We start from the raw sequence: 18,146 nt of genomic DNA, 5'->3' as shown, positions 1-18,146 counted from the left end.
GCCCCTCATCGACCCGTGCCGGGAGCCGTTCCGGCCCCCGACCCGGCGGTCGCTGCCGTCGCCGCCGGCGGGACCGCATCCGCCGGCGGCTGGGGCGGCCAGTCCGTCACCGGCCAGTACAGGGCGAAGACGCTGCCCCGCCCCACCTGGCTGGCGACCACCGCCACGCCGTCGTGGAGCCGCATGATCTCCCGCACGATGCTCAGGCCCAGGCCCGCCCCGGCGGCGTCGCCCCCGCGGGCCCGCGCCCGGTCGAGCCGATAGAACCGCTCGAAGAGGTGGGGCAGCTCCTCAGCCGGGATGCCCGGCCCCCGGTCGATCACCCACACCCAGGCCACCCGCGGGCTGCGACGCAGCGGCTCGTCGTCGCCCACCACCCGAACGGCCGGTTCGGGCGGAGGGGCCACCGCCCCTCCGCCCGAACCGGCCCGCTCCCCGGCGCCCTCGGCGCCACCGGGCGACGCCCCCGCCGGGGCGGCGGCATCCGGACCGGATGCCGCCGCCCCGGCGGGCGGTGCCGCGGGCCCGGCGGGGGATGCTCCAGACCCGGCGGGGGATGCCACGGGCCCGGCGGGCGACGGCACGGCCGGCGCGGCGGGCCCGGGAGCACCCGCCGTTGCACCCTCGTCCGGGCCGACGGCCGCCGCGCTCCCCGCGCCATCGCCGGGCCGCCGGGCGGACGGCTCCGCGCCAGCGTCCGCGCCTGGGGTCGCCGGCGCGTCGGGTCCGCCGGCCCCGGCCCCGCCGGGGGCAGCGGCCGCAGCCCCGTCGCGGTGGGCACCGTCGGCCGCGCCGGGCGGTGCCGGCGCCCGGGGTCGCGCCGTCGGGCCCACGGCCGCCGTGCCGGTGGACGCGACCGGCGCACCGGTCGCGGCCACCGGCACGGCGGCCGGCTCGGGGGCCGGTTCGTCCTGGCGGGCCAGCTCCGCCGCCAGCAGGCGACCGACGGCTCCGGCGTCGAAGCCGGGCTGCTCGCCGAAGACCACCCGCACCAGGCCGGGGCCGCCGTACTTCATCGCGTTCTCCACCAGGTTGGTCAAGGCCCGCTCCATCTTGGTCCGGTCGACCAGCACCTGGGGGTTGCCGCGTCCCTCGAGGCGGATCCGGCACCCGAGGCGGCGCGCCTCGGGTTCGAGCCAGCCCACCACCGTGGTCACCAGCTCCGCCAGGGGGACCGGCCGCAGGTCCACCGTCTCCGTCTCTCGATCCAGCCGCGCCAGGGTGAGCAGGCTCGAGGTCAAGCGCGCCAGGCGCTCCACCTGGTCGTCGATGTCGCGGAGGAATTCGCGGTAGTCCTCGACGGTGGCGTCGGGGTCGTGGATCAGCGCGTCCGTCAACGTCTTCAGTGCGGCCACGGGCGTCCGCAGCTCGTGGGAGGCGCTGGCGATGAAGTCCCGGCGCGACTCGTCGATCCGCGCCAGGTGGGCGGCCATGTCGTTGAAGGCCCGGGCCAGCTGGGCCAGCTCATCGCCTCCCCGCACCGGGACCCGCTCGTCGAAGCGGCCGCGGGCGATGCGCCCCGCCGCCCGCGCCATCTCCCGCAGCGGCGCGGCGAGGTAGGCGCCGAAGCCGTAGGCGACGACCCCCGCCGCCACGGCGATGACGACGCCCAGCTGGATCATGCGCCCGCGGATCTGATCCACCGCCGCGAAGACGTCGCTGACGTCCGTCGAGAGCACCACCGCCCCCACCACGCGGTCGCCGGCGGCGCGCACCGGCGCGGCGGCGTACATGGCGTAACGCCGGTCGTGCAACCGGTGCACGCCGGCGCGGCTCGTGCCCTCCAGGGCGCTCCGGATCTCCACGTGCTCGAGCCGGTGACCGATCAGGCTCGCATCGGTGCCGGCAGCCGTGTCCGCCAGGACGAACCCGGCCTCGTCCACGGCCAGCACCCGACCCAGTTCCTGGACCCGCAGGGCGGCCACCTGGTTCGTCAGCCGCTCGCGGTCCCCCTGGGCGATGGGCTCGGCCAGGCTCCCCGCGAAGAAGGCCGCCGTGGCCAGCGCGCGCGACTGGCGATCGCGCAGCAACACCCCCAGGGCCGTGTCGCTGGCGACCCGCACGGTCACGGCCAGGCTGGTCAGGGTGACGGCCAAGAGCGCCAGGATGATCTTCCAACGCAGGGACAAGGCACCCGTCTCCCGCTCGCCACCGGTCCCGGCGGATCGCGCCCCGGCGGCATCGGCCCCGGCGCCGCGCCGGGACGCCCAAGGCCGGCCGCCGGAGGGGCGGCGGGGCGCCCGCGCCCCACCGCGTCAGCGGGCGTCGGCGCCGCCCGCCGAGGCGTCGTCCGCCCCGAGACGCCGGGCGATCTCCTCGGGCTCGGCAAAATAATAGCCCACGCCCCACTTGGTGCGGACGAAGACGGGATGCGCGGGATCCGGTTCGAGGCGCTCGCGCAGTCGCCGCACCGCCACATCGACCGTGCGGGTGTCGCCGGCGTAGTCGTAGCCCCACACCTGCTCCAGCAGCTGCTCGCGGGTGTACACGCGCCCCGGCCGCTGGGCCAGCACCAGCAGGAGGTCGAACTCCCGCGGCGTGAGCTCGACCGTCCGCCCCTGGAGGGTGACCCGGTAGCGGGCCCGATCGATGCGCAGCGGGCCCCGCACCAGCACCTCCGCGTCGGCGTCGGCCGCCGCGCCCGCGGCCGCGTCCTCCCGGCCGCTGCGGACCCCGGCGCCCCCTGCGGCCGCCGGAGTGCCGTCCCCCGCGGCTCCACCTGCCGGAGGCCCGGCGGCCGGCGTCCCCCCCGCCCCGCCGGCCGGCGGGGACGCAGCCGCCCGCCCCGGCCGGGCCGGCGTCCCCACGGCGACGCCGCCCACCGGCTTGACGCGGCGGAGCACGGCCCGGATGCGCGCGATCAGCTCGCGCGGGTTGAAGGGCTTGACCACGTAGTCGTCGGCGCCCAGCTCGAGGCCGACGATGCGGTCCACGTCCTCGTCTCGGGCCGTCAGCATGATGATGGGCACCTGGGACGTCTTGCGCACCTCGCGGCAGACGGTCAGCCCGTCGATCTCCGGCAGCATGAGGTCGAGGATGATGAGGTCGATGCCGCCCTCGGCGAACCGCTCCAGGGCCTGCCGGCCGTCGGTGGCGACCTCGACCTCGAAGCCCGCCTGCTCCAGGCTCCGGCGCAGGCCCTTGACCAGCGCGGCCTCGTCGTCGACCAGCAAGATCCGCTCGCCCACGGCACCGCCTCCTCCCCGTTCACCGTGCGCCGGCGCCGCGCGCCGGCGCCCCGGCCCGCCGGGACGTCCCGCCGGGCCGCGGCAACCCCGCACGGACCGCTCACCGCAGCCGGAGGAGCTCCGGGACCAGGTCGTCCAGCTCCAGGGGCGCCCGCGACCCGCCGCCCGACCCTTCCCGCAGGGCGGCGACCCACTCGGCCGGGACCGTCCCGGGGTACAGGGCGCCGGCCACGGCGCCCGCCAGGGCCGCCGTGGCCGACGCCGCGTCGGCGGGGCGGCCGTCCAGCTCCGCGTTGCCGGGGCGGGCGGTGCTCGAGGCCGCCGCCGCGGCCTCGAGCACCGCCCGCCGGGCGTCGCCGGCCGCCGCCGCCAGCACCAGGGCGAAGGGCACGGCCCGCGCCGGGCGCGGCTCGGGCTCCCAGCGGCTCGCCAGCACGGCCGCGATCCCGCCCGGCGGCAGGGCGGCCCCGCGGCCCGCCAGGGTGAGGCGCAGCGTCTCGATGGCGTGGGCCACGGCAGCGGCCGGTTCGTCCCCGGGGACCGGCGCGGCCCGGGGTCGGGATGCGGTGCCGGCCGCCGGGTGATCGCCGCGCCGAGCCCCACCCTGCCCCGGATGCGGGGCGGCCCAACCGACGGCGACCGACGCGGCCGTCACCGCCCGGTCGAGGACGGCTTCGGGGCCCTCGCCCTCCACGGCCGCCGAGACGGCCGCCGCGACGGCGGCGGCCGCCGCCAGGGCGGCCGCCGCCACCGGCCCGGCGCCTCCCTGCTGCGGCGCCCGTTCGTCGGCCGCCGGACCGCCCGCCAGGCCGGCGCCGGTCCCGCCCTCCCCGGTGGCCAGGGCGGCGACGTCCTGCACCAGCCACTCCACGTCATCGGGCCGGTTGATCAGTCCCGCCAGGACCGCGCGCACCGCCGGCCCAAGGCCCGTCCCGACGGTGCGGGCGCCGACGGCCATGGGCCCCACCTGTCCCTCGGCGGCCACCACCGCCCTCGCCAAGGCGGCGACCTCCAGGGCCAGGGGCCCGGCCTCCAGGGCGGACGGATCCGGGCCCCCAGGGCCGTCGCCCCCCGGTCGGAAGGCCCCCTCCACCCAACCGCCGGCCCGGGCCGGGCCGCCCGCCGTCACCGCCCCGCCCGCGGCCGCCCAGCGCCCCACGGCCTCGCCGCAGGCGAGGCCCCACAGGGCGTCGCGGATCCGCCGAGCCGTCCCCTCGGCCGATTCCACCGGGGTCAACGCACCGCCTCACCTCGCCGCGCCGCGGGCCGCGGCCGGCGGCCCCATGGGACGCGTCGGTCCCTGGCCGCCGTATGTCCAGGACGTCCTGAGTCTCCCGCGCTCCCGCGGGCCCATCAGGCCTCCCGCGCCGCGGGTTCGTGTCCTGGTTGGGGTTCAAGCCCTTCTGGGCTTCGTCACCGGCGCGGGCCTTCCTCCCGCCGGCCGTCGTCCGCGGGGCCCGCCGCGCCGCCGTCGCCCGTCCGGTGGGGGCCCCCCTCCGTCCTCGTCTCGACGGAGCCGGCCGCCTGCCAGCGGGCGCGGGCCTCCCGGATCGCCCCCCGCGTCAGGGCACTGGCGTCGGTGGTCCGGTCTCCCGGCAGCCGGCCCGACCGCTCGGCGGTGGCGGGACGCGTCGCCACCGCCCGCGGCTGCAGCGGCGTACGCAGCACGGGGCGCGGCCGCAGCTCCGCCGCTGCGTCGAGCCGCGGGTTCGCGGGCTCGGCCGCCACCGGCGGCCCGCCACCGGCGGCGTCACCCCGTCCAGGATCGATGCCGGGCCCCTCCCCCACCGCCTGGACCGCCGCGGCGTTCAACGGCACGGGAGCGCCTCCCACGTCCTGCACCATCGCGGTCTCCGGCGCGGACGCACCGGCCTCGGCCCGCACGCCCTCGCCGGCCTGGACCCGCGCCTCCTCGGGCCGGGGCGTCGCGGCCCGCGTCTCCGGCTGAGCCGGTTCGTCCCGCACCGGTCCCCGCGGGGCGGACCCGGCGCCCGCCGTCGCCGGTTCGACGGAGGGGATCACGTCGGCCGCCGGATCGCCGCGGCCGTCGGCCGGCGTGGCCGCCGTCGCCGCGGGCTGCGCGCCGGCGGGCGGGGCGGCCGCCGCGGCCGGCTCGAACTCGCCCGCGGGCGCGATGGGGCGCCCCTGGGAGCTGGGCGACGGGCGCTGCGTCAGCTGGTGAGCCACCCGGTCGTCGACGCGCCCCTCCTCCGGGCGGCCGGGAGCGTAGTCGACCGCGGGCGGCGCGGCCTGCTCCACCAGGGGGAGGAGCTCGCGGGCCGCGGGCACGCGGTCCACCCCCTGGCGGCGCTGCGCCACCGGCCCGTGGCGCGAGGCGTCCTCGCCCTCGCCGGTCGCGCCCTCCGCCCCGGGGCGGGCCCCGGCAGAGGATCCGTCCAGCCGCTCCCGGCTGGGGACCAGCGGTTCGGCGAAGGCCGCGCGATGGTGACCGCGGTTGGGCTGCCCGTAGAAGAGGTCGGGTCGACGGACCCAGAGGGAGCGGCGGATGTCGTCCCGCTGGTTGGGCCCAGGCCCGGCCACGGCCCCCGCCTCCCCGGCGATCCCGCCGTCGCCGGCCGCCGCGCCGGGACCCGCGGTGCCCCGGTGCCCTGGGGCGTCGCGGCGCGCCGCCGGAGTCCTGGGCTGCCCTTCCCCGGCGGCCCTCAGGGCGGGCAGGGGGAGGGGCCCCGTCGGCCGCCCCCCGCCCTGGGCCGCGCGCAGGCTGATGGGGCGCGCGACCAGGGGACGCGGCCGCGTGGTGCCCGCCCCCTCCGCCGGTTCATCGGCGGCCCGTCCCGACGCCGGGCCGCGGGCGCGATCCGGCTCGGCCCGGGTCCCCGCGGCGGCCTCTGCCGAAGGGGCAGCCGGGCGGGATCGCCGGCCGCCCTCGTCCCTTCCCTTGGATTCCATGCTCTCCGCTCCTTCGCAGACGTCCGTCGGCAGGGGACGCTCTGCCCGTTCGTCCCCGTCCTGGAGGCAGTATGCCCCGGGCCCAGGCCCTGGCGGCCCCGTGCCGGCGTGGTTCCACGGTCCGCGCTCCGCGGAGCGCGTGGGAACGGCCGGGCCATGCCCCGTGGCGGGAGCCCGTGGCCCCAGGTGGCAGCCCATGGCCCAGGCGGCCCTGGCAGCACGGCCGTGGAAGCCGGTGGGACAGGCCACCCGCATGGCACCCGATCATCCCGAGCCGTGGACGCCGAGCCGTGGGGACGGCCAGCGAAGAGGCAACGTCGCGGCACGCGACGGCCCCCACCGGAGGGCGCTCGGTCGGGCCCACCGGTGGGGGCCGGGTCGGCGGCAGGCGGCTCGCTGCCGCCCCGGTGCACGCCGGTCGGCGGTGCGGCGACGTCGCCGCCTACGCCTCCCGCGCCGTGGGGACGCAGACCACCTCGCCCGGCCAGATGCGATCCGGGTTGGTGATCTGGGGGTTGGCGGCGGTCAGCGCCTCGAGGTCGACCCCGAAGCGCTGCGCGATGGCGAAGAGCGTGTCGCCCGGCTGGACCACGTAGGGGACGCCCTCGCAGCGCCCCGGCGAACGCGGCACGCAGACGATCTGGCCGGGCTCGATCCGGTCGGGGTCGGCCAGCTGGGGGTTGGCGGCGATCACCGCCTCCAGGGGGACGCGGAACCGCTGGGCGATGGCGAAGAGGGTGTCACCGGGGCGGACGACCACCAGATGGCCCCCGGGACAGCCCGGCGGCGCCGACGGGATGCAGATCCACTGGCCGGGCACGAGGCGGTCCGGGTCGCCGAGCTGCGGGTTGGCCAGGATGACGGCGGCCAGCGGAACGCCATACCGCTGAGCCAGGAGGAACAGGGTGTCCCCGGGCTGGACCCGGACGGTCTGGCCGCCGGGACACGGGGGCGGGCCCTCCGGCGCGGCGCCGGCCGGGACGGTGGCGGTCTCCGGCACCCCCTGGGGTGAGGTCCCGCCGGGCACGGAGGCTTCGGCGGCCGCGGGCGGCGGGGGATCGGCGTCCGCCGGTGCGTCGACGGCGGGGTGGTCCTGCGCCTCACGAGGCTTGTCGTCTTCGGCGGGGGCGGCGGCCCCCGGCCCGTCCGGGTGCGGCCGGGTCGCGTCTCCCTCAGGCATCGGGTGCATCCCTCCTCGAGTCCCCGCACGGCGACGGGCCGCACGGGCAACCGTGCGAGCGCGACGACGGCCGGCGCGGGCAAGGCGCCACTGACGGCGCCCCACGCTCCCGTCGCGGACGCGGCCAGCGTCCTGCGCTCCTATCACCCTACGCCCGGGGATGCCGGGGCGTTCACCGCTCCTGGACCGTCCTCCACCGCCGCGGCGGTGCCTCGACCGCACCAGCGGCCGGGCACCGTCGGCACGGGACGGGCGCCCGCCGCGCTGCGGCGCACGGCACGAGGGACCCCGGGCCTACCGTGCCACCAGGGCGGCGATCAGCGGCGCGAAGCCAAGGGCGGGCAGGAAGTCCGCCACCGGCAGCCGCTTGATCTCCAGGAGGCCGAGTCCGATCATCACCACCAGGGCCCCGCCGGCAGCCGTCAGCTCCTGCAGCATCGCCGGCTCCACCAGGGGGCTGAGGACGCCGGCGAGCATCGTCAGGCCACCCTGGACGACGAGCACCGTCACCGCCGCCAGGGCGACGCCCGCCCCCAGCGCCGGCGCCATGGCCAACGACGCGAAGCCGTCCAGCGCGGCCTTGACCGCCAGGAGCTGGTAGTCCCCCGTCAGCCCGTCCTGGATGGAGCCGAGGAAGGTCATGGGACCGACGCAGAACGGCAGGCTGGCGGCGATGAAGCCGCGGGCCACGGTCCCGTCCGCCGCCGCAGCGGCCTCCGCCGGCCCGGGGCGGGCCGGCGGGCGCCCGGCCTCCTCCCCGGCGGTCGTCGCCGCCCCGGGCACAGGATGCCGCGTCGCCGACCGCCTACCCGGCGGGCCAGCGGCCGCCACCTCGGCGGGGCGCGGTTCGGCCTCGACGCCGGCGGCCACCGCCGCGGGCCCGGTGCGCGCCGACCGCAGCGCCCGTTCGACCGCCCGGCCCAGGGCGTCCAGGCGCGCCTCCAGCGCCAGGGCGGAGCCCACCAGGCCGCCCAGCAGCACCGAACCCAGCACGATCAGGATGTTGGCCGTCTCCCGGGCCATGTCCAGCCCGATGAGGACCGTCACCACCCCGAGCCCACCGGTCAGCACCTCGCGCGTGCGCGGCGCGAGCCGCGCGCCGAGCCACAGGCCGAGGCCGGATCCGGCCAGCACCGTGACCACGTTGATCAGGGTCCCGAGGCCCTTCATCCCCCGCTCGCCTCCGTTCCCCCTCCCCCGCCGCGCCCCACGCCCGGCCGCACCGCGACGCCCCGGCGACGGCCCTGGCCCGCGTCGCGCGGCGTCGCAGCGGACTCGGCGACATCGAGACGGCGGGAACGACAACACGGTATCATGGCGGACGAACCGGTTCCACCGGGCGCCGGCGAGCGCACCCCGGCGCGGGGACGGGCCCCCCGACGCCGCGGGGAGGGCGAGCGCCTCGCGCAGACCCGGCGCCCCGGGGAAGCGGACGCCCTCCCGGGGAGGTGAGGGATCGTGGCCGCCGCGAAGACGCCGAGCAAGGCCCACCGGTGGTTCCTCCAGCTCGAAGCCCACCCCGCTGCGCGCCTCCGCGGCGCCGTGGTGGGCCTGGCGGCCGCCACCACGGCGTCCGTGGTCCTGCTGGTGGCGGTCCTGGAGCACGTCGCGAGCCCGTGGCTGCGGGCGCCCCTGGTCCTGGTGACCGGCGGGCTGATGAGCGCCGCCGCCCTCGGGCTGGGGGCGGCGCTCTACGAGCTCCGCTACCGCCAACGCGCGTCCGCCGCGAACGCCGCGACGGACCGAACCGCCTAGCGCGTCCGCCCATCGGGGGACCGAACGCCTCGACCGCCCGCCCATCCGGGCGTCGGCACCCGGCCGGGGTCCGGCCCCGCCGTCCCCGCGGCCCACCACGGGTCCCTCGTCCAGGCGTCGCCCACGGCCTCCGCCGCCCCATGCCGGTTCCTCCCCTAGGGTCGTCGCCGGCCGCCCCCCCGGTGCGCGACGGCCGCATCGCCATGGGATCGCGCCGCGGCGAGCCTCCTCCGCGCTGCGCATCGCCGCTCCGCGACCCTGCGCGCGGTGTCCACCCGGCCGCGCCCCCCCGCCGACCGCGGGGCGGGCCACCGCCCTCCTCCCACCCCGGGACCCGCGCGGGTCACCGCTCCCGGACCGTGCCCTTCCCGCCGACCGGTTGCGTGCCCGGGGGCCGGTGGCCCGCCCTTGGCCTCGGCGCTCCCTCGGCCGGCGTCCGACGCCGCCCGTCGCCTCTGCCCCCGCGTCCCCACCGTCCGCCTGCCCTCCCTTGGCCTCCACGGCCTCCGCCGGCGCCGGAGGCGCCGGCGGCGCCGGATCACGCCGCGCCGCATCCGCGGGGCGGCATTGACCCGTCGCGCGGCAGAAATCTATACTGGTTACAAAATTAGATGGGATATCAATTGATGCAAGTGGGAGTCAGTATCAATACCCCGCCCGGGATCCGGGTGGGGACCGGTCGAAGGGGGCACCTTCCGTGGCGGGATTCACCGCGCTACCGCGTTCGCTCGCCGATCGTCGGGCCGATGGTCAGGACGGCCCGGCCGCCCACGGACCCACGACACCGGCGGAGGCCGCCGGTGGGGCGGTGCCGCCGCCGGGCGGCGGCCAGCCGCCGGCCTCCCCGGGCCGGTTCGTCCGCGTCCCCGATGGGCCCGCCGCCGCTGCCGGCAGCACCCCGTCCCCCTCCGCGACGGGCACGGCGGCGCCGACGGCGGTCGAACCGGCGCCTCGGGCGATCCGCCGCGAGCCGGGCTTCTGGGAACGGCACCATCTCGCGGTGCTGACGGCCGTCACCCTGCTGACCACGCTGGCCGGCTGGGTCGCCGAGCGCCTGCAGGCGCCGGCGGCCGTCAGCCTGTTCTTCTACGGCATCGCCTATCTGGCGGGCGGCACGCCGGCCGCCATCGCCGGTCTCCAGGCCCTGCGGCAGCGGGTGATCGATGTCGACCTGCTGATGGTCCTGGCGGCCCTGGGCGCGGCGGCGCTGGGGGCGTGGGAGGAGGGGGCGGCGCTGCTCTTCCTCTTCTCGCTGAGCAATGCCCTGCAGGCCTACGCCATGGACCGGACCCGGCAGGCGATCCGGGCGCTGATGGACCTCGCCCCGGAGACCGCCCGCCGGCGCCGCCCCGACGGCGGCCTCGAGGAGGTGGCGGTCGAGACACTGGCCGTCGGCGACCGCATCGTCGTCCGGCCGGGCGAGCGGATCCCCATCGACGGCCGGGTCGTCGGCGGGCGCTCGAGCGTCGACCAGGCGGCCATCACCGGGGAGTCCGTGCCCGTGGCCAAGGGACCGGGCGACGAGGTCTTCGCCGGCACCATGAACCAGCTGGGCGCCCTGGAGATCGAGGTCACCAAGCCCGCCGGCGACACCATGCTGGCCCGCATCGTCGCCCTGGTGCAGGCGGCCCAGGAGGACCGCTCCCGCACCCAGCGGGTGATCGACCGCATCGAGCAGGTCTACGCCACCGCCGTGGTGGGCATCGCCGCCCTGGCGGCCACCCTCCCCCTGCTGTGGGGGGCCGAGCCGCAGCAGGCGATCTACCGGGCGCTGGTACTGATGGTCGTCGCCTCGCCGTGCGCCGTGGCCATCAGCGCACCGGCCCCCGTCCTGGCGGCGGTGGCCAACGCGGCCCGTCGCGGGGTGCTGCTCAAGGGCGGTCGCTACGTGGAGGAACTGGCCGCCGTCAAGGTGGTCGCCTTCGACAAGACGGGCACGCTCACCCTCGGTCGTCCCCGGGTCACGGACGTGGTCCCCCTCGGCGACGCGGACCGCCGCGAGGTGCTGGAGGCGGCCGCCCTGGCCGAGCGGCTCTCGGAGCATCCCCTGGCGCGGGCGGTGCTCGAGGCGGCCGCGGCGGAGGGCATCCGGCCCCACGACGCCGACGAGGTCCGGGCCGAGCCCGGATACGGCGTGGCCGCCCGCGCGGGCGGTCGGGTGACCTGGGCGGGCAACGGCGACTTCGCCCGGCGCCACGGGGCCGATCCCGGGGCGGCGCAAGCGGTGGTGGACGAACTGGCCCGCCAGGGCAAGACGGTGCTCTTCGTCGGCGTCGGGTCCCGGCTCCTCGGCTGCATCGCCGTCCAGGACGTGCCGCGGCCGGGGGCGCGGGAGGCCGTGGCCGCCCTGCGCCGCCTCGGCCTGATCCCCGTGATGCTGACGGGCGACCGCCCGGAGGTGGCGACGGTCATCGCCCGGCAGGTGGGCATCACCGAGGTGCGGGCGGGCCTGCTGCCCGAGGCGAAGCTGCGGGCGGTGGAGGAGCTGTCGCGCACCCTGGGACCGGTGGCCATGGTGGGTGACGGCGTCAACGATGCGCCCGCCCTCGCCCGCGCCCGGGTGGGCATCGCCATGGGCGCGGCGGGGACCGACGTGGCCCTGGAGACGGCCGACGTGGTGCTGGTCAGCGACGAGATCGAGAAGCTGCCCTTCGTCTTCGACCTGGCGCGGCGCGCCACCCGCACGATATGGCAGAACCTGGCGTTCGCCCTGGGGGTGATCGCCGCCCTGGTCACCTGGACCCTGGCGGGACGGCTCGAACTGGCCCTGGGGGTCCTGGGCCACGAGGGCAGCACGGTGCTGGCGATGCTCAACGGCCTGCGGATGCTGGCGGTCCGCCCGGCCCCCTTCGGCGATGGCGGGCCGCGGGGAGCAGAGGGCCGGGCACGGGCGCCCGAGCCGGCCGCCGGGCGGACGGGCACTTGACCGGTTTTTGCACGCAAAAATAAGATCAAAGTAAGAATCGAAGATGGATTGATAGATCGCCTGATTTGAGCGGGATTCGCGAAAATTCCGATCAAGACTTGCGGTTCGGCGACCTTTGCAGCCCGTCCGCCGACCGCGCCGCAGCCGATGGGACGACCGGCGGGCCATGCCGCCGGGGAAAGGTTGTGACGGCGATGGCCCTGGCGATGGACGAATTCCGGCGACTCCTGGCCGATCGCGGTTACCGGGTGACGGCCCAACGCCTGGCCATCTACGAGCTGCTCCAGGAGAACGCGCGCCGCTCGCACCACCCCAGCGCCGAGGAGCTCTACCAGCAGGCGCGGGAGCGGTTCCCGATGATCAGCCCGGCCACGGTCTACAACACCCTGGAGCTCTTGGTGGAGCTCGGGCTGGCCAGCCAGCTGGGCTTCCCCGGCGACGTGCAGCGATACGACGGCAACCCCCATGCCCACGCCAACGTCCAGTGCGTGGACTGCAAGACCATCTTCGACGTCGACGCCGAGGCCCTGGAGGGCATCGGCCAGCGGGTCGCCGAGCGGTCGGACTTCGTCATCCTGGGCCAGCGGTTCGAGTTCTACGGCATCTGCCCGCGGTGTCAGGAGCGACGGGCCCGCGAGCGCACCCGGGGAACCGAGGGGTCGGGGAGCCGCAGCGGCGCCGCGGACGGGTCGGGGGCCCGGTAGCCCCACCGATCGCCGCGGCCCGCGGGGGCGCCGGGTTCGTCGGCCGCGGGCCTGTCGGTGGGATCCGACGGAGGACCATCGCGTCGCGGGACCGCCATGGCCGGGACGGACGCCGGCCGGCCGCCGGAGCAAGCCTCGCGCTGCCCCCGGGCCGGCGGCAGGGGGCGAGGCCGACCCCGGCGCAAGGCCGCCGCCAGCCGACAGGGGAGGCCCCGTGGTGGCATACCAGTCGCGCCTCCAACACCCTCGCGTCGACCGCCTCTTCGAAGCCATCCTCTCCCTGCAGAACCTGGAGGAGTGCTATCGCTTCTTCGAGGACCTCTGCACGGTGGGCGAGATCCAGTCCTTGGCCCTGCGCTTCGAGGTCGCCCAGCGCCTGGCCCAGGGCCAGACCTACGAGCAGATCCAGCGGGAGACGGGCATGAGCTCGGCCACCATCAGCCGGGTCAACCGGTTCCTCCACTACGGCGCCGACGGCTACCGGCTGGTGCTGGAGCGCCTGGCGCGACGGCAGGCGCCTTCGGGGGACGGCGCGTCCGACGAACCGACCCGGCCCGCGGCGGGCCGGCGCGGAGCCGGCGATGCGGGCGACGCGCCTCCCGCCCGGCCGTCCCCCCGCCGGTCCCCCTCCACCCCGCCGGCCTAGCGGACGAAGCGGCCGCCCGACGCGCGGCGTGGCGCCGGCAGCGCCCGCGGTGCGACGGCCAGGGGTGCCCGCGGCGCGACGGCCGGCAGCACGGCAACCCCCACGCCCAGGCGGCTGCGGCCGCGGCAGGACCCCGCCCACCGGCCCGAGGACCCGACCGGCGGCTCGACCCCAGGGGCTGCTCCAGGATCCACGCGAGGGGCTGCGGCAGGATCCACGCGGCGGCAAGGCCGCAGCCGAGGGAGGGACCTCGTAGGGCCCTCGGCCCGTCGCGGGGACCGGACCCCGCCACGGGGCGGCCCCGGCGCCCGCCTCACCGCGCCGGCGAGGGACCTGGGGGCGCGTCCTGGCCCGCCGGCCCGGGCGCCTCGCCGGCCGTCGGGCTGGCCGCCCGCCCGGCCGACTGGGTGGCGATGAACAGGCCCGCCAGCGTCAACGCCCCGCCGGCCAGCTCCACCCCCGAGGGCGCCTCCCCCAGTAGCAGCCAGGCCAGCAGCGCCGCCCCCACCGGCTCGCCGAGGATCGACACCGAGACCACGCTGGCCGGCACGTACTCCAGCGCCCAGTTGAGGACCGTGTGCCCCCCCAGGGTCGGCACCACCGCCAGGGCGACGAAGATCAAGAGTTCCCGCCCCGGGTACGGCCCGAAGGGAGTCCCGGTCGCCAGCAGCCCCAGGGCGATGACCGCCGCGGCCACCCCGTACACCACGGTGGTGTAGGGCATGACGGGCAGCACCTGGCGCACCCGCCGCCCGATCAGGATGTAGCCGGCGAAGAACCAGGATCCCGCCACCGCGAGGAAGTTGCCGTACAACGCCCGACTGCCCGCCGCCAGGTCCCCCGTCCCCGCGCCCGCGAAGGTCACCACCGCCACCCCGGTCAGCGCCAGCAGGGCGCCCAGGAGGCGCCGCGGTGGCACCCGCTCCCGCAGCAGCCACGCGTCGGCGGCCATCACGTACAGCGGATGGGACGTCACCAGGAGGACGGACGCGGCCACCGAGGTGTAGCGCAGGGACGCGATCCACGTCAGGAAGTGGCCGGCCAGCAGGACGCCGCTGAGGACCGTGGCCCCCCGCAGGCCCGGCGGCAGGCGGCGGACGCGATGCACCTCCCGCCACGCCCAGGGCAACAGCAACACCGTGGTCAACGCCATGCGGTAGAAGGCGATGACGGCGCTGGGCGCCTGGGAGAACCGGATCAGGACCGAGGAGAAGGAGATCGCCAGCACGGCCCCGGCCAGGGCCAACAGCGGCGCCAGCGGATGCACCGGGGTCCCCCTTTCCCTGATCTACAGCGCCACGTCCCGGCCCACTCCGAGGGCCTGCGCACGCTCCCACACCCGGGCGGCGGCGTAGAGGTCCTGGGCGGCGAGCCCGCAGCTCTTGAAGATCGTGACCTGGTCGGCGTCGACCCGGCCCGGGTGGGTCCCGGCCAGCACGGCACCGAGCTCAACCAGATCCCCGGGCGCCAGCGCCCCCGCCTCCAGCGCCTCGATCAGCTCCCCGGCCTCCTCGCGCGCCGCCTCCCGCTGGTCGACGAACACCGGACGGGCGCGCACCACCAGGTCGCGGGCAAGCTCCCGCATCCCGCGGCGAAAGCTGCCCACGGCGTTGACGTGGGTCCCCGGGGCCACGTCGGCCGCGCCCAGCAACGGCTCCGTGGCGGCCGTCGCCGTGCAGATCACGTGGGCGCCGCGGGCCGCCTCGGCCGGGGTGGCGGCGACCCGGACCTCGACGGCGGGCCCGAGCCGCGCGGCCAGCCGCCCGGCCAGAGCCTCGGCCCGCGCCCGGGTGCGGTTGTGGATGCGAACCTGGCGGATGGGCCGCACCGCACACACGGCCAGCACCTGGTAGGGCGCCTGCGCACCGGCGCCCAGCACCGCCAGCACCGAGGCGTCGGGCCGGGCGAGAAGGCGCGTGGCGATCCCGCTGGCCGCCCCCGTGCGCAGCGCGGTCAGGGCCCTGCCGTCCATCACGGCCAAGGGCCGGCCGGTCCCGGCGTCGAGCAGGATCACCAGGCCCGCGATGGCGGGCAGGCCCCGGGCGGGGTTGCCCGGGTAGACGGAGACCACCTTCAACGCCGTGTAGCCGAGGCCGGGATCGTGGGCCGGCATGAACAGCGTCGTGCCGCCGGCCGCCGGCGCCTCCAGGCCGAGGCGCAGGGGCATGGCCACCCGACCGGCGTGGACGGCCGCGAAGGCCTCGGCCATGGCGTCGATGGCCTCGGCCATGGGTAGGCAGCGCTCGACCTCGGCGGCCGTCAACCAGCGGACGGACACGGCCGTCTCGCCTCCTTCCCCCCGTCCGGTCCCCGCACGCCGCGGACGGCGCCCTCCTGGGCCAGCACGCTGGCCAGCAGCACCAACAGCGCCCCGACCCCTTGACCGCCCGTCAGCGCCTCCCCCAGCACCAGCCAGCCCAGCAGGGCCGCCACCACCGGCTCCACCGTCGCCACGATGGCCGCCGTGGAGGCGGGGATCCACTGCAGGCCGGCGGTGTAGAGGCGGTAGGCCAGGAACGTGGGGCCCGCTCCCAGCAGCACCACCCACCCCCACACCGCCGGCGTCCACTCCAGGCGAAGCAAACGGCTCGGCGGCAGGGCGACCAGCAGCACCAGGGCGCCGACCCCCAGCGTGTACACCACCACCGCGGCCGGGTCCAGATCCCGCAGCGCCAGCTTGCCGAAGATGCTGTAGAGGGCGTAGGTCAGGCCGGCTAACAGCCCGACGGCCAGGCCGACCCACGGGACACCGGCGGCGGGATCCGGGGCGCTGACCAGCACCACGCCGGCCACCGCCACCGCCAGGGCCAGCACCCGCCGCGGGCCCAGGGGCTCGCCCAGCAGCAGCCGCGCCAGCACCGCCACCAGCACCGGTGCGGTGTAGAGCAGCACCGCCGCCACCGCCACCGGCAGCAGCCGCACCGCCCAGAAGTAGCTGAGGTAGAAGAGGCCCACGCTGATGGTCCCGTAGGCCACCAGCAGCGGCCATCGCCGCCGGGGGACGGCCAGCGACACGCCCTGCCGCCAGGCCGCGGCCCAGGCCAGCCCGAAGGCGATGGCGGCGCGGAAGAAGACCACCTCGCCGGGGGTCGCCCCGCCTGCGTACGCCAGCCGCGCCACGATGCCCAGCGTCCCCCACAGGGACGCCGCCGCCAGCACGTAGGCCGTCCCCCGCGCGGCCACGCCGTCACGCCCTCCCCGGTCCAGCCCGGAACCGGCGGGGGTCGAAGAGCGCCAGATCCCGGCGCGCCTTGCCCTCGATCAGGTCGGCCACCGCCTCGCCGATCGCCGGGCAGAACTTGAACCCATGGCCGGAGAAGCCGGCGGCCAGCACCACCGCCGGGTGGTCGGGATGCGTCCCCACGAGGAAGTGGCGGTCGGGGGTGTTGGTGTAGAGGCACACCGACGCCTGCACGGGCTCCGGGTCCAGGAGCGGCATGCGCCGGGCCAAGAGCCGGCGCACGGGCTCGACGTCGTCCTCCGTCACCTGGCGCGGGAGGCGGTCCGGGTCGCCCACCTGCCCCCCGTGGTGGAGCCCGACCTTCACACCCTCCCCCTCCAGCCCCGGCAGGCCGTAGAGGGCGGGCTCCGGACCGCGGTCCCAGATGAACACCGGGAGGTGCTCCTCGAACCACTCGGGCCGCTCCGCGGGCCGGAACCAGAGGCTCACCTGCCGCTCCACCTCCAGGGGAAACGCCCCGCCCAGCAGGCGCGGGTTCCAGGCTCCCGCCGCCAGCACCAGCCGCTCCGCCTGATACCGGCCGGCCGGGGTGCGCACCGACACCGAGTCGGACCCCGCCACCCAGGACTCCACCGGCGCGTCGAGCCGCAGCTCCGCCCCCGCGGCCCGCGCCAGCCGCAGATGGGCGGCCACCGCCCGCTCGGGGAACAGCACCCCGGCCTCTTCCTCGTAGACCGCCACCTCGTGGGGCTCCAGGCGAAAGGCGGGGAACCAGCGGCCCACGTCCTCCGGGCTCAGCATGCGGTACTTCAGCCCGTGGCGCCGGGCGCTCTCCGTGCTGCCGGCGACGATGGGCGAATCGGGGGCGCCGATCATCAGGCCGCCGGTCTTGACCAGCAGGGTCTCCCCGCTGTCGCGCTCCAGCGCCTCCCACAGCTCGTAGGCCCGCAGCACCAGCGGCACGTAGGCCGGATCCTCGTAGTACGCCTGGCGGATGATGCGGCTCTTGCCGTGGGACGAACCGGCGTCGTGGGGCGGAGCCAGGCGGTCCAGGCCCAGCACCCGTCGGCCCCGCCGCGCCAGGTGGTAGGCGATGGCCCCGCCCATGCCACCGAGCCCGACGACGATGACGTCGTACACCGTCTCCGGTCCTCCTTCACCGCCGGCCCTCGCCTCCGGTGGGGGGTCGTGCGGGCGCCGCCGGCCCTCGCCGCCGACGGGGGGCCGCGCGGGCGGCCGTGGTCGGGCCCCTCCCTGGGGCCCCCTGGGCATCGGCCGTCCCGGCTGACAGGCATCCAGGACGGTCGTGCGGGCGGTCGTGGTCGGCCCTCCGGGACACGGGCGGCCCTGGGCGACCCGACGAGCGGGCCCAGCCCGCCCTGCGCCCCAAGCCGGCCGCGGAGGGCGCCTCCCCCCGGGTCGCCGGCCCTGGAGGCCACCGGGGGCAGCCCCGGCCGCCATGAAACCCGGCCGTCTCCCGCAGGCCGGCGAGATCGCACACCCGGGCTCGGGCCGGTCTGAGGGGCATTTCCCCACGCGATCCCGGAACCCTCTCCCGCCGGACGCGAGGACGCGCCAGCCCCGGGAGCCTCCCCACCGCCGATGCCGCCCCGCCCCCTCCGGCCGCTCCCCGGGCCGCCCGGAAAGGACGGCGCA

14 protein-coding genes are annotated in these 18,146 nt (G+C 77.6%); 4 read left to right on the top strand and 10 right to left on the bottom strand.

The genetic code is table 11. The features are described 5' to 3' along the window. Positions 1-5: 5 nt before the first annotated feature. The 6 genes from E1B22_RS06720 to E1B22_RS06695 form a co-directional block, all read right to left on the bottom strand. A complete protein-coding gene (locus E1B22_RS06720; RefSeq protein WP_135225044.1) occupies positions 6-2,129 on the bottom strand; it encodes a sensor histidine kinase in 2,124 nt (707 codons plus the stop codon). 126 nt (positions 2,130-2,255) lie between these two features. After that, positions 2,256-3,188 carry a response regulator transcription factor gene (locus E1B22_RS06715; protein ID WP_135225043.1) on the bottom strand — a complete coding sequence of 311 codons (933 nt, stop codon included), beginning with the start codon at positions 3,186-3,188 and terminating at the stop codon, positions 2,256-2,258. A gap of 100 nt (positions 3,189-3,288) precedes the next feature. Beyond that, positions 3,289-4,425, bottom strand: coding sequence for a hypothetical protein (locus E1B22_RS06710; RefSeq protein WP_135225042.1), 1,137 nt, complete (start codon positions 4,423-4,425; stop codon positions 3,289-3,291). A gap of 176 nt (positions 4,426-4,601) precedes the next feature. Continuing rightward, on the bottom strand, positions 4,602-6,098 hold the full coding sequence (locus tag E1B22_RS06705; RefSeq protein WP_135225041.1) for a hypothetical protein: 1,497 nt from the start codon (positions 6,096-6,098) through the stop codon (positions 4,602-4,604). Between the two features lie 442 nt (positions 6,099-6,540). Beyond that, complete coding sequence (locus E1B22_RS06700; protein WP_167758865.1) at positions 6,541-7,278, bottom strand: LysM peptidoglycan-binding domain-containing protein; 738 nt, start codon at positions 7,276-7,278, stop codon at positions 6,541-6,543. A gap of 294 nt (positions 7,279-7,572) precedes the next feature. Then, positions 7,573-8,448, bottom strand: a complete 876-nt coding sequence (locus E1B22_RS06695) for a DUF554 domain-containing protein (RefSeq protein WP_135225039.1) — start codon at positions 8,446-8,448, stop codon at positions 7,573-7,575. 288 nt (positions 8,449-8,736) lie between these two features. Here E1B22_RS06695 and E1B22_RS06690 point away from each other — a divergent pair, with 288 nt between their 5' ends. The 4 genes from E1B22_RS06690 (at position 8,737) to E1B22_RS06675 (ending at position 13,309) form a co-directional block, all read left to right on the top strand. Beyond that, positions 8,737-9,033, top strand: coding sequence for a hypothetical protein (locus E1B22_RS06690; RefSeq protein ID WP_135225038.1), 297 nt, complete (start codon positions 8,737-8,739; stop codon positions 9,031-9,033). A 697-nt stretch (positions 9,034-9,730) separates the two neighbouring features. After that, complete coding sequence (locus E1B22_RS06685) at positions 9,731-11,959, top strand: heavy metal translocating P-type ATPase (RefSeq protein WP_243123207.1); 2,229 nt, start codon at positions 9,731-9,733, stop codon at positions 11,957-11,959. A 194-nt stretch (positions 11,960-12,153) separates the two neighbouring features. Continuing rightward, the gene (locus E1B22_RS06680; protein WP_135225037.1) at positions 12,154-12,663 is read left to right on the top strand and encodes a Fur family transcriptional regulator; all 510 of its coding nucleotides are present in this window, start codon (positions 12,154-12,156) and stop codon (positions 12,661-12,663) included. 217 nt (positions 12,664-12,880) lie between these two features. Then, positions 12,881-13,309 carry a YerC/YecD family TrpR-related protein gene (locus tag E1B22_RS06675; RefSeq protein WP_371413454.1) on the top strand — a complete coding sequence of 143 codons (429 nt, stop codon included), beginning with the start codon at positions 12,881-12,883 and terminating at the stop codon, positions 13,307-13,309. 313 nt (positions 13,310-13,622) lie between these two features. Here E1B22_RS06675 and E1B22_RS06670 read toward each other — a convergent pair whose 3' ends face one another. From E1B22_RS06670 to solA, 4 genes are read right to left on the bottom strand one after another with little or no spacing between them, the layout of a single operon-like run. Continuing rightward, positions 13,623-14,576 (bottom strand): DMT family transporter, encoded by a 954-nt coding sequence (locus E1B22_RS06670; RefSeq protein WP_243123206.1) that lies wholly within the window; start codon positions 14,574-14,576, stop codon positions 13,623-13,625. A gap of 21 nt (positions 14,577-14,597) precedes the next feature. Next, complete coding sequence (locus E1B22_RS06665) at positions 14,598-15,587, bottom strand: ornithine cyclodeaminase family protein (RefSeq protein WP_135225036.1); 990 nt, start codon at positions 15,585-15,587, stop codon at positions 14,598-14,600. Then, the gene (locus E1B22_RS06660; protein ID WP_135225035.1) at positions 15,569-16,492 is read right to left on the bottom strand and encodes a DMT family transporter; all 924 of its coding nucleotides are present in this window, start codon (positions 16,490-16,492) and stop codon (positions 15,569-15,571) included. Before E1B22_RS06660 ends, E1B22_RS06665 begins: the two co-directional genes overlap by 19 nt. A 4-nt stretch (positions 16,493-16,496) precedes the next feature. Then, the gene (gene solA / locus E1B22_RS06655) at positions 16,497-17,630 is read right to left on the bottom strand and encodes an N-methyl-L-tryptophan oxidase (protein WP_135225034.1); all 1,134 of its coding nucleotides are present in this window, start codon (positions 17,628-17,630) and stop codon (positions 16,497-16,499) included. Positions 17,631-18,146 lie beyond the last annotated feature (516 nt).

Source organism: Thermaerobacter sp. FW80 (assembly GCF_004634385.1).
GTDB classification, from domain to species: domain Bacteria; phylum Bacillota; class Sulfobacillia; order Thermaerobacterales; family Thermaerobacteraceae; genus Thermaerobacter; species Thermaerobacter composti.
The sequence above is the reverse complement of the archived record's forward strand: the minus strand, read 5'-3'. Positions and strand labels throughout refer to the sequence as shown.